8 protein-coding genes and 1 rRNA gene are annotated in these 12,181 nt (G+C 62.1%); 6 read left to right on the forward strand and 3 right to left on the reverse strand.

Annotated elements, in window-relative coordinates; translation table 11 throughout:
- The first annotated feature begins 306 nt into the window (after positions 1 to 306).
- A 5S ribosomal RNA gene (rrf, locus tag HDG37_RS10520) occupies positions 307 to 420 on the forward strand.
- 72 nt (positions 421 to 492) lie between these two features.
- Here the strand turns inward: rrf and HDG37_RS10525 are convergent.
- The 3 genes from HDG37_RS10525 to HDG37_RS10535 all read right to left on the reverse strand — a co-directional run bounded on the left by HDG37_RS10525 (position 493) and on the right by HDG37_RS10535 (position 5,052).
- Complete coding sequence (locus HDG37_RS10525; RefSeq protein ID WP_184046751.1) at positions 493 to 1,575, reverse strand: lipocalin-like domain-containing protein; 1,083 nt, start codon at positions 1,573 to 1,575, stop codon at positions 493 to 495.
- Between the two features lie 176 nt (positions 1,576 to 1,751).
- Positions 1,752 to 4,331, reverse strand: coding sequence for an FtsX-like permease family protein (locus HDG37_RS10530; protein WP_184046753.1), 2,580 nt, complete (start codon positions 4,329 to 4,331; stop codon positions 1,752 to 1,754).
- Complete coding sequence (locus tag HDG37_RS10535) at positions 4,321 to 5,052, reverse strand: ABC transporter ATP-binding protein (RefSeq protein WP_184046755.1); 732 nt, start codon at positions 5,050 to 5,052, stop codon at positions 4,321 to 4,323. The genes HDG37_RS10530 and HDG37_RS10535 overlap by 11 nt, the downstream gene beginning before the upstream one ends.
- Before the next feature lie 686 nt (positions 5,053 to 5,738).
- On the opposite strand from HDG37_RS10535, the gene HDG37_RS10540 reads away from it, so the two are divergent.
- From HDG37_RS10540 to cyoD, 5 genes are all read left to right on the forward strand, one after another.
- Complete coding sequence (locus HDG37_RS10540) at positions 5,739 to 7,322, forward strand: NADH-quinone oxidoreductase subunit M (protein WP_184046757.1); 1,584 nt, start codon at positions 5,739 to 5,741, stop codon at positions 7,320 to 7,322.
- 391 nt (positions 7,323 to 7,713) lie between these two features.
- The gene (cyoA, locus tag HDG37_RS10545; RefSeq protein WP_184046759.1) at positions 7,714 to 8,607 is read left to right on the forward strand and encodes a ubiquinol oxidase subunit II; all 894 of its coding nucleotides are present in this window, start codon (positions 7,714 to 7,716) and stop codon (positions 8,605 to 8,607) included.
- 3 nt (positions 8,608 to 8,610) lie between these two features.
- Positions 8,611 to 10,632 carry a cytochrome o ubiquinol oxidase subunit I gene (gene cyoB, locus HDG37_RS10550; protein WP_184046761.1) on the forward strand — a complete coding sequence of 674 codons (2,022 nt, stop codon included), beginning with the start codon at positions 8,611 to 8,613 and terminating at the stop codon, positions 10,630 to 10,632.
- Positions 10,632 to 11,237, forward strand: a complete 606-nt coding sequence (gene cyoC / locus HDG37_RS10555; protein WP_018425052.1) for a cytochrome o ubiquinol oxidase subunit III — start codon at positions 10,632 to 10,634, stop codon at positions 11,235 to 11,237. Before cyoB ends, cyoC begins: the two co-directional genes overlap by 1 nt.
- Positions 11,238 to 11,579 (forward strand): cytochrome o ubiquinol oxidase subunit IV, encoded by a 342-nt coding sequence (gene cyoD, locus HDG37_RS10560; RefSeq protein ID WP_184046763.1) that lies wholly within the window; start codon positions 11,238 to 11,240, stop codon positions 11,577 to 11,579.
- Positions 11,580 to 12,181 lie beyond the last annotated feature (602 nt).

Consider the following 12,181-nt stretch of genomic DNA (forward strand, 5'->3'; position numbering starts at 1 on the left):
GATAGGTCAGGTGTGCACGTACAGTAATGTACTGAGCTAACTGATACTAATTGCCCGTAAGGCTTGATCCTATAACAGGTGTGTCTCGACCCGCGGTAGTGCTTCAGCACTTACGCGGGTCCGATCCCCGAAGGGGATTTGTGTGACCTCCCCGCGGGAGTTCACAGAAACGCACGGTTGGGATTCAGTGTTGTGCCAGAAACAACACAACCCGCACCGCTTCACCCACGAATCCTTTACGCTTCTTCCCGATTGGCTGTGGCGCAACCGGTTGACTCCAACCCTGCGACGCAGCAACCCGTCATGCCTGATGACCATAGCGAGTCGGCCCCACCCCTTCCCATCCCGAACAGGACCGTGAAACGACTCCACGCCGATGATAGTGCGGATTGCCCGTGTGAAAGTAGGTAATCGTCAGGCTCCCCTCCAGTCAGAAACCCCACCCGCCGCGGTGGGGTTTTTGCGTTTACGCGGCCGACTTTGCGCGCTTCACTACTTTCCGATCCGCGACGCATCCGCGTAACCCGTCAGTTCCAGATAGGCTCGCCCTACATCCGCATTCTGTTGACTCACCCGTACCGCGCCTTCCCAATACACGGCACCGGTTGACTGTCGTGAGTCGAGTTCCTGATCGTCCATCAGCGGATCGAGTTGCCATGTCAGCGTTCCCGCTCTAACCGTCATCGAGACCGGATACGAAGTATTCGTGTGCGGCGAGCGCCACATGCGACGCGGCGTGAAGTCGACTTCACCGGGGTCGAAATTCGTTACCTGACCATCGGGTCTGCGAAGCGTCGCGTGGGCCCATATTGCATGTCCATCGCGGCTGCGAATCTTGAATGCCATTAGCGCCGAGCCGTCCGTCAAATTGGCGCCGAGCCAATCCCATCCGACCGCATTGGGGTCGAGCAACGTGCTCGACCACTCGTGATCGAGCCATGCGGTCCCCGTCACTGCTGCATCGCGCGTCGTGTCGTTTCCACCTCCGGCTGGGCGCACCACGGTGCCCGTCACGCGGAGTTGCGGTTCGCTGTAGTAATAGCTCGCCTGTTCGGGCCGCGGTCCTTTACGCGAGTAGCCGCGCTCGCCCTGAATCAGCGGAGGCTGAGTTGGCGTGAGTTGGAGGTGTAGCGAGAATCCGCTTGCATCGGCGGTGACGTCGTAGTGGCCGTCCGCAGCGCGAATCATTTTCCAGGCGTCGAGTTTGAGGTCGGTGTTGGCGGTCTTCGCGTAGGCGAGCCCGAGACCCTGCCGAGCGATGCGTTGATCGTGAACGAGGTGTCCGATTGCCGGATCGCTCAGCGCAGCGTGCGCGATGATCAGTTGCGACGGGGCGAAATCGCTTGGATCGGCGGCATCGTGACCAGTCGCCGAACGGAAGAACGTGATCTGGAATCCGAGCGGTCGGTTCTCGGGCGTCGTGAGCCAGCCTGTCGCGTACCACCATTCGGTGCGGAAAGCTGGATGAGCACCGCTGTCCCGCGGAAACGAGATCGGATGGTCTGGCGTGACTGCCGCGAAGGCGACCGGGGTGGATCCAGTGGAGTCGCTACTAGCGGCGAAAGAGGGCGACACAGCGACTATGCCAATCCAAAGTAGCCCTCGGAAAAAAAGCTGAAGGCGCCGCGGAGGTGACCCGCCGTGTCGGCGCGCGATGCACGTCGCGCAGCCATCAAGCGCAGAGCAAACCTCGCGGATGGCCGCGCTATCCCAGATCAACCGCATTTTCCACGCACGCCGCGAAGCTGGCATCACCAGTCCTCCTTCACCGCGCGCACTGCATCCACCGACACCGCGCCGCGTCCCGCGACCACCGCCGTCGTACACGATAGCACCAGCATTACCAACGCGACTGTGCCAAGCGCTAACCACGGTACATGCAGCGACATGCTCCAGTGAAACGACTGTGGATTGACGACGAACACGAGAATCAGGCTGATCGCGAAACCAAGCGCGAAACCGAGCGCAATGCCGCATGCGGTGAGCAGACCGCCCTCCGAAGCGAGGATCGCGAGAATCTGCGCGCGCGTCACCCCGACGTGGCGCAACATCCCGAACTCACGGGCGCGCGCGAGCGTCTGCGCGGAAAACGTCGCTGCGACGCCGAACAATCCGATCACGATCGCCACCGCCTCGAGCAGATACGTGACCGCGAAACTGCGATCAAAGATCACCAGCGTGCGCGCACGGATCTCGCCCGGTTGCGACACCTCGAGCGAAGCGCCGAACGGCAGCGCCTTCAAACTTGCGACGACGCGTTCGACACTCACGCCCGGCTCGACGGTCACGGCAACATCGGTTGCGGTGGAGTCGCCGGTCAGCCGCCGATAATCGGCAAGCCGTATCTGGATCGCGCCGCTCTGCCGCGCGTAGTCGCGCCAGACGCCGGCTACGACGAACGTCTGGCCATGCTCGCCGAGCGACAACCGCACACGTTGACCTAGCTCATACCCATACAGGTCGATCATTGCTTCGGAAACCCAAATAGGTATGTCGCCGGCGTGAAGCGCTGACGGCGGCAGCACCGCGCCGGTCATCTGCAGAGTCGCGCCCGGATCGGTCGCGTCGATTTCGCGGGCGAGCAGCGCGACGTCCGGGCGCGCGGGATCGAGCGTCAGATGTGTGATGCGCGCGAACGCGGCGTTGCCGATGCCGGGCACCCTCGCGATGCGCGTCTGTTCGTCGGGCCGCAAGCCGCCACTGTCGCCGCTGTTGCCGCCCGACGCTACGCGCACATACAGATCGGCGGACAGCAGATGCGTGATCCAGTCGTCGACAGACACGCGGAAGCTGGCCACCATGATCGCCATCGCGACGATCAGCGCGAAGCTCGACAGCACGCCGCCCATCGCGATCGACGCCTGCCCCGGCGCATTCGCGAGACGCGCAATCGCGAGCGTGCCCGTCGCGCCCGCGCGGCGTCGCGTGCCGCGCGCGCGGCCTGCCGCGCCGAATATCAGCGCGGTCACGCGCGGCATTAGCGCAATGCCGCCGACGAGCAGCAACGCGACCGCCAGATAACCGGCGATCGGCGCATCGAACCACGGCGGCACGCGCGTCAGCGCGGCGGCCGCCAGCAAACAGCCGAACGCCGGCCACGGCGTGGCGAGCCGCGCCAATGCGCTTTCCTCGGCACCGGCCTTGAGCGCCGGGGCAGGCCGTGCGCGCGCCGCGTCGATGGCGGGCGCTACGCTGCCCAACACCGACACCGCGACCCCGAGCGCGAGAAACACCGCGCTCGCGAGCGGCTCGAAACCGACTCGCGGTTGCACGCCCGGAAAATAGCCGCCGCCGAGATCGCTGCCGAAGAAGCGCAGCGCACCGCTGGCCATCGCGTAGCCGAGCGCAAGTCCACACACCGAGCCGAGCAACCCGAGCAGCGCGCCTTCAAGCAGGATCTGCCGCAATAGCTGAGCTCGCGTGAGCCCGAGCACGCGCAGCATCGCGAATTGCGATCGGCGTCGCACGACACCGAGTGCCTGAGTCGAAAACACGAGGAACGCGCCCGTGAACAGCGCGACCAGCGCGAGCACGTTCATGTTGATCCGGTAAGCACGCGACAGGCGATCGGTGCGGCTCTCAGTGTCGCGCGTCTCGGCGACTACCCATGTGCTGCCGAGCTGCTGTTGCAGATCGCGTTTGAAGCGTTGCCGATCGACGCCGCGTGCGAGTTGCACGTCAACGCGCGTCAGCTTGCCCACCTTGCCGAATCGCCATTGCGCGGCGGCGATGTCCATCACCGCGAGCCGTTGACCCGGCCGCGTGCGCACGAGCCCACCCGCGACGCGCAAATGCAGATCCGACGTACCGCGGCGTAGCGTGACGTCGTCGCCGGTCTTGACGTTGAGCCATTGCTGCGCGGCCGTCGACAGAAATATCGCATCGGAGGCGAGCGTGTCGAACGGGCGATCAGGCGAGGGCACGCCGATCAGATCGGGCGTGATCGACCTCGCCTTGAAGACGTCGATGCCGAGAACGGGCAGTGCACCGGTGCGGCCCGGCACCGCGACGTCGAGCGCGAGCACGGGACTCGCCAGCACCACGCCCGGTTCGTTGGCGAGTCGCGGATAGAGGGACTCGTCGACGAAAGGCTGCGCGCCGCGCACCTGCAGATCCGCTTCGCCTGACAGACTGCGCGCGGCCGCCGAGAATTCGTTGAAGGCGGCGCTGTTGATCAATTGCACCGCGTAGCCGAGCGCGACGCCTAGCGCGATCGTCGCGATGGCGACGAGTGCGCGTCCGCGATGACTGCGCCATTCCGCGACCATCAGCCAGCGCGCGAGAACACGATATCCCGGCGCGCGCGGCAGTGGACGAAGGTCAACGGCCATCGTGGGTCGAGCGGGCCGCGGCGTGCGCGACGTTCGCGGCCTTATCGCGCGCGCCATGCAAGTCGCCCTCGCTCAGGATCAACACGCGGTCGGCCACGGCGGCCGCGGCCTCCGAATGCGTGACCATGATCGTCGCCGCGCCGGTCGCCTTGCTTTGCGCGCGGAACAGGCCGAGCACGTCGCGCGCGGTGGCAGGGTCGAGGTTGCCGGTCGGTTCGTCGGCGAGAAGCAGCGTCGGACGATGCACGAGTGCGCGAGCAATGGCTACACGCTGCAACTCGCCGCCGGAGAGATCGCGCGGAAAGTCGTCGCCGCGTCCGCCAAGGCCGACCGCCGCGAGCATGTCGAGCGCGGCGGCCGTCGGTAGATCATTGAGCAGCAGCGGCAGCGCGACGTTCTGCGCGAGCGTCAGATGCGGCAGCACGTGAAACGCCTGGAACACGAAGCCGAGCTTCTGGCGCCGCAGTCGCGTCGCGGCATTGTCGTCGAGTTGTTCGACCGGGCGTCCGTCGATTAGCACGCTGCCGCTATCGGCGCGGTCGAGCCCGGCGATCAGGTTGAGCAATGTCGACTTGCCGACGCCCGAGTCGCCCATGATCGCGACGAACTCGCCCGCAGCGAGTGTGAAGTCGAGCTGCGCGAGCACGATGCGGCCGGTGCCGTACCGCTTGCTGAGGCCGCAGCATTCGAGTGCTGGTACGACGTCGTCACGAAGCGCCATGCGAGGAGGTCCGGAAAGGGAGTCGGGCGAGGGGAGCCCGCTGCGCGAATTGAGTGTGCCTCGCCGCGCGAGTTTCTGCAGCAGTTACCATGGCGCGGCGCTGGTCTGTGTAAGGAAAACGGAAGATTCGTACGCCTGGAGTGGAACATTTTCAGCGCACCTTGATCGAGGCGCGCGGCACCGCTAGCGACCTCCTCGCCGGTCGGTTTAGACCGCTCGCACAAAAATTTTTTTATCGCCGACGAGGCAAATTTTTGTTTGGTTGCCGCTCGTCCGCTGCCGTCAAAAAGTACTCGACAGCATGATCCGTTCCAGTCAAACCAGCCCCATAAACAGCGAATGCCTAACAGCGGCCAACCTCCGGCTAATTGCCAGCTTTTGCTGCCAAACCGCCAAGGCCTAACGACGTCTTTGTAACAATGTGCAAGTGCACATTTCGATGCATTTTGCAAGCGCCCACGTCGCAACAATGTATTGTGGCGCGGATTTCGCGGCTGTTGCGATGCAAAATTATTCTTATCTTGGTAATCTCCCACCCTTGGTCAGTCGGCTGCGGGTAAACGTGTAGCGGGAAACCGCTCCACGCGTCAATTTCAGCGAACTCCAACTTACATTTCCATTTCAATGTCTGCTTGTTTCAGGGGGCGTTGACGCGGCGTTTTGTACTTCAAGTTTTGACAGAGCACATGCCATTGCCTCTCCTAAGTCTTCTCATCTGGATCCCCATCGTCGCCGGGTTCGTGGTTCTGCGCGCCGGGTCGGACGCGGCGCGTAATCGCACGCGCTGGCTCGCGCTGATCGGCGCGGTGGCGGGTTTCTTGCCGGTGATCCCGCTCGTGACGAGTTTCCGTAACGACGTGACCTCGATGCAGTTCGTCGAGAACGTCCGCTGGTCGCCGACGTTCGATATCGCATGGCATGTGGGAATCGACGGGATTTCGCTGTGGCTCGTCGCGCTGACCGCGCTGACGACGATCATCATCGTGATCGCATCGTGGGAGTCGATCACGCAGCGCACCGCCCAGTACTTCGGCGCGTTCCTGATGCTGTCGGGCTTCATGCAGGGTGTGTTCACGTCGCTCGACGGCATGATGTTCTTCATTGCGTTCGAGGCGACGCTGATCCCGCTGTATCTGCTGATCGGCACCTACGGTCACAAGAACCGCACGTATGCGGCGGTGAAGTTCTTCTTCGTGTCGTTGCTCGGCTCGCTGATGATGCTGATGTCGCTGCTCTACCTGTATAGCCAGACGCACAGCTTCGACCTCGCCGTGTGGCGCGAAGCGCACCTTGACATGGTGCCGCAGGCGCTGATCTTCCTTGGCTTTCTTGCCGCGTTCGGCGTGAAGGTGCCGATGTGGCCGCTGCACACGTGGCTGCCCGACGTGCACCTCGACGGCCCGACGGGCGCCGCGGTGATGATCGGCATGCTCAAGATCGGCGGTTACGGTCTGCTGCGTTTCGCGCTGCCGATCGCGCCGCAAGCGAGCCATTTCTTCGCGCCGATGATGATCACGCTGTCGCTCGTCGCGGTGATCTATTCGAGCCTGCTCGCACTCGTGCAGACCGACATGCGCCGCCTGCTCGCGTATTCGACGGTCGCGCATATGGGCCTCGTCACGCTCGGTCTGTTCGTTTTCAACCGCTTCGGCCAGTCCGGCGCAATCGTGCAGATGATCTCGTACGGCGTGGTGTCCGGCGCGATGCTGTTGTGCACCGGCATGCTCTACGACCGCACGAAATCCGCGTCGATCGCCGAATACGGCGGCGTCGCCAACACGATGCCGCGCTTTGCCGCTTTCGTGATGCTGTTCTCGATGGCCAACATCGGTCTGCCGGGCACGTCGGGTTTCGTCGGCGAATTCATGGTGCTGATGGGCGCGATCCGCTTCAACTTCTGGATCGGTGCGATCGCCGCGACCACCCTGATTCTGAGCACGGCCTACACGCTGTGGATGTACAAGCGCGTGATCTTCGGTGCGATCGCCAACGCGCGCGTGGCGAAGCTGAAGGACCTCGGCAAGCGCGAGTTCGCGCTGCTCGGTGCGTTGGCGCTGCTGGTGCTCGCGATCGGTCTCGACCCGAAGCCGTTCACCGATGCGATCGATCCGTCGGTCGGCACGCTGCTCGCGCAATCGGAACGCTCGGCGCTGCCTTCGGACTCCGTGCCGACGGAGGGCGGCGAGCATCTGCAGGCAGCGGCGCCCGGACCGGCGCTGCAGGCAGCGGCGCCCGGACCGGCTCCCATCGCCACGCAGACTCCGGGTTAAAAGAACAGAGCGCAAGAGTCGTTGTCGCATCCGCGCGTCAGGATGCGGCGACGCTCTTGCGCTTTTGCGCGTCGTTATCAATCCCTTTGTGAATGCATGCGTGTTGCAGTACGTCGAAAACCGCTGCGCGTCCAGCGATTTTTAGCGCTTATTTCAGGGGACTTTTGCGATGCGTCAGCTTTTCGACGCTTCGTTTCGAAGCGTCGCAAACGACGCTGGTGAATAGGGTGCGCGGGGAAATGCGGCAACGTGTCGCACTGCGTCGCGACGCAATAGTTCGTTGCTAAATCGAGTGTTTATTAGCATCCGATGCCCCCCTATTATGCGAGCGCTTATTAATGGAGAGCCGTCGAATGACGTTCGTTGAAGTCAAAAAAACGAGGCAGTGGATATGAAAGGACGGACGCTGAGAAGGCCGGCAAGTTTCATTTCCGCCAGCCTCATGTTGCTGCTTTCGGGTTGCAGCAACCTCGATATTCTGAATCCGAAGGGGAGTGTGGGACTCGCGGAGCGTGATCTGATCGCGACTTCGGTGTGGGCCATGCTGATCGTCGTGGTGCCGGTGATTCTGATGACACTGTTTTTCGCGTGGCGTTACCGCGCATCGAACAGCAACGCCGAATACCGTCCGGGTTGGACGCATTCCACCGCGATCGAAGTCGCCGTCTGGACCATTCCGGCGCTGATCGTTTTGTTTCTCGCCGTGTTGACGTGGAAGAGCACGCATGAGCTCGATCCGTATCGTCCGCTCGAGTCGCAGGTCAAACCGATCAACGTCGAAGTCGTCGCGCTCGACTGGAAGTGGCTGTTCATTTATCCGGACCTCGGCATCGCGTCGGTGAACCAGCTCGCGATCCCGGTCGGCACGCCGGTGAACTTCCGGATCACGTCGGACACGGTGATGAACTCGTTTTTCATCCCGCAGCTGGGCGGCCAGATCTACGCGATGGCGGGCATGCAGACGCGCCTGCACCTGATCGCCGATCACGCCGGCGACTACGCGGGCACCTCGGCAAACTTCAGCGGCAAGGGCTTCTCGGACATGAAGTTCCGTACGCTCGCGACGTCGCCTGAAGACTTCAATGCCTGGGTTGCGAAGGTCCGCGCTTCGTCGAACCGCCTCGACATGGACCGCTATCACGCGGTGTCCGAGCCGAGCGAAAAGGACCCGGTGCGGTACTTCTCGACCGTCGATCCGAAGCTCTTCAACAACATCATTGCCCGCTACAACAACGGCAACGTCATCGACAACATGAAAGACGCCAACTGTGCGCCTAAGGGGTAACTCATGTTCGGAAAACTAACTCTCGATGCGATTCCGTATCACGAGCCCATCATCGTTACGGCGGGCGCCGGTATGGTACTCGCGGCGCTGGCGGTGCTAGGCGGAATCACGTATTTCGGCAAATGGCGCTACCTGTGGAGCGAATGGCTGACGTCCGTCGACCATAAGAAGATCGGTGTCATGTACATCGTCGTTGCGCTCATCATGCTGCTGCGCGGCTTCGCCGACGCGATCATGATGCGTATGCAGTTGGCGCTGTCGTACTTGAGCCCGGGCTTTTTGCCACCGCATCACTACGATCAGGTCTTCACCGCGCACGGCGTCATCATGATCTTCTTCATGGCGATGGCGTTCATGATCGGTTTGATGAACATCGTCGTGCCGCTGCAGATCGGTGCGCGCGACGTCGCGTTCCCGTTCATCAACTCGCTGAGCTTCTGGATGACGGCAGTCAGCGCGATCCTGATCAACATCTCGCTGGTGATCGGTGAATTCGCACAGACGGGCTGGCTCGCTTATCCGCCGTTGTCGGAATTGCAGTTCAGCCCTGGCGTAGGCGTCGACTATTACCTGTGGAGCCTGCAGATCTCTGGTATCGGCACGTTGCTGACCGGTGTGAACTTCTTCGTGACGATCGTGAAGATGCGCGCTCCGGGCATGTCGTGGATGAAGGTGCCGGTGTTCACGTGGACCTCGTTGTGCGCGAACGTGCTGATCATGGCGTCGTTCCCTATCCTGACCGTCACGCTCGCGCTGCTCGGTCTCGACCGCTACCTCGGCATGCACTTCTTCACGAACGATGCCGGCGGCAACGCGATGCTGTACCTGAACCTGATCTGGGCATGGGGTCACCCCGAGGTGTACATCCTGATCCTGCCGGCGTTCGGTATCTTCTCGGAAGTCGTCGCGACCTTCGCTAAAAAGCCGCTGTTCGGCTACAAGACGATGGTATGGGCGACCTGCGCGATCATGGTGCTGTCGTTCCTCGTGTGGCTGCACCACTTCTTCACGATGGGTTCGGGCGCGGACGTGAACGCGTTCTTCGGCATCGCGACGATGGTGATTTCGATTCCGACCGGCGTCAAAGTGTTCAACTGGCTGTTTACGATCTACAAGGGCCGTCTGAAATTCACGACGCCGGTTCTGTGGACGATCGGCTTCATCATCACTTTCACGATCGGCGGTATGACCGGTGTGATGCTGGCGATTCCGGGCGCGGACTTCATGCTGCACAACAGCCTGTTCCTGATCGCTCACTTCCATAACGTAATTATCGGTGGCGTGCTGTTCGGCTATCTGGCCGGCTTCAACTACTGGTTCCCGAAGGCGTTCGGCTTCAAGCTGAACGAGAAGCTCGGCAAGGCCGCGTTCTGGTTCTGGCAGATCGGCTTCTGGGTTGCGTTCACGCCGCTGTACGTGCTCGGCTTCATGGGCATGACGCGTCGTCTGAACCACTACGACAACCCGACCTGGCATCCGTGGCTGATCGCCGCCGCGTTCGGCGCGGTGCTGATCGCGATCGGCATCGCTTGCCAACTGCTGCAACTGGTCGTCAGCATCCGCGATCGCAATCTGAAGGAAAACCGCGACCTCACGGGCGATCCGTGGGATGCTCGTACGCTGGAATGGGCGACGAGTTCGCCGCCGCCGGCTTATAACTTCGCGCATATCCCGGACGTCCGCTCGCTCGACGCGTTCACCGAAATGAAGTCGCGCAAGGGCGGTGTGAAAGTGCCGGCGTATCGCGACATTCACATGCCGTCGAATACGTCCGCGGGTCTGTTGGTGGGTCTGTTCTCGCTGGTGCTCGGTTTTGCCGGTGTGTGGCACATCTGGTGGCTTGCGATCGTTGGCGCGGTCGGCGCGATCGCCACCGTGATCATCTACAGCTTCATGGACAACGACGGCTATTACATTCCTGCCGACACTGTTGCGCTGATTGAAGAGAATCGCAACGGCGGTGCTGGTGCCGTGGCCGGTGTCGGCGCAAGCGCCGGCAAGCAGGTCGCGCTGGAGGTGGACTGATGTTACAGAAGACAATTGCGGTTGAGCCGCAACTCGCGCCGGACCATGTGCCGTCGCACTCGGTGTTCGGTTTCTGGCTGTACCTGATGACCGACTGCATCATCTTCGCGGCGCTGTTCGCGGTGTTCGCGGTGATGAGCCACCAGTTCGCGGGCGGTCCGAGCGGCAAGGACCTGTTCGAGATTCCGGGCGTCGCACTTGAAACGACGATGCTGCTGCTCTCGAGTATCACGTACGGCTTCGCGATGCTCGGCGCGCACAAGAACCGCAAGGGCGTGCTGCTCGGCTGGCTCGGCGTGACGTTCCTGCTGGGCCTCGCGTTCCTCGTGCTGGAAATGCGCGAGTTCTCGCACCTGATCGCCGAAGGCGCGGGTCCGAGCCGCAGCGCGTTCCTGTCGTCGTTCTTCACGCTGGTCGGCACGCACGGCCTGCACGTGACGTTCGGCCTGATCTGGATGGTCGTGCTGGCGCTGCAGGTGATGCGTCATCGCGACCTGACCGAACGCGACATGATCCGTCTGACGTGCCTGAGCCTTTTCTGGCACTTCCTCGACGTCGTGTGGATCGGCGTTTTCACCTTTGTCTATCTTGCGAGCGTGATCTAAATGGACCATAGTCATAGCGCCCATGGCGCACACTCGGAAGGCGGTCACGGCAGCTTCGGCAGCTATACGGCGGGCTTCGTGCTCTCCGTCATTCTGACCGTCGCGGCCTTCGCGATCGTGATGACCGGCACGTTGACGGGCCAGAGCGCGTTGCTCGCGATCGCGGGTCTCGCGTTCGTGCAGATCCTCGTACATCTGGTGTTCTTCCTTCACATGAACACGTCGTCGTCGCAGCGCTGGAATGTGATGGCGTTTGCGTTCACCGTGCTGACCGCTGTTATCGTGGTTGGCGGGACGTTGTGGGTGTTGCATAACGTCAGCATGAATATGATGTCGCGGTAAGCGGATAACGCTTTAGCGTCAAAAGAGAAGCCCCGTAAGAATGAAAGTTCTTGCGGGGCTTTTGTCATGTACGCCTGGAATCGGCGCATTCCTGCTGGTGCAAGTCTCGCCATACGCTGGTCACGGCGGACGAAGCGAAGCGCAACCGCAGGAGGGTGACCGAGTGACGAGACCCGACGTGGAGCGTGAATCGCGAGACGATGAGTAAAAACCGTATGGAAGGCGTTGTCCAGCGGAGCGAGCAAGTACGAAATCGCGGAGCTTTAGTGAGCAAGGCGAAATGGCGTAGATGCGTTGATTGTGCGATGAAGGAGTGCGCTTTTACCTGGGAGATCTCACCTCATGCCTGAAAGGGAAGGGGCTTCGAGCCGGGGCGAGAACTCGGCAAATACCGTAGTGTGCCCTGAGTAGCGCGTTGTTCAGGACGCTTCAAGTCCGTCTCGCGCCCGGATGAGGGAGTGCCACACCCTACAGCGGAGGGTAATACCTGGCTGGCCGAAGGCGGACCTTTCGCTTCCAACTGGTGGTATCTCCGGAGGCCGGGGTACCCGTTGCGACCGCATGCCGACTCGACGGTCGGAAAAGACATGATCGATCTGATC

The organism is Paraburkholderia sp. MM5384-R2, from assembly GCF_014201025.1.
Classification (GTDB): domain Bacteria; phylum Pseudomonadota; class Gammaproteobacteria; order Burkholderiales; family Burkholderiaceae; genus Paraburkholderia; species Paraburkholderia tuberum.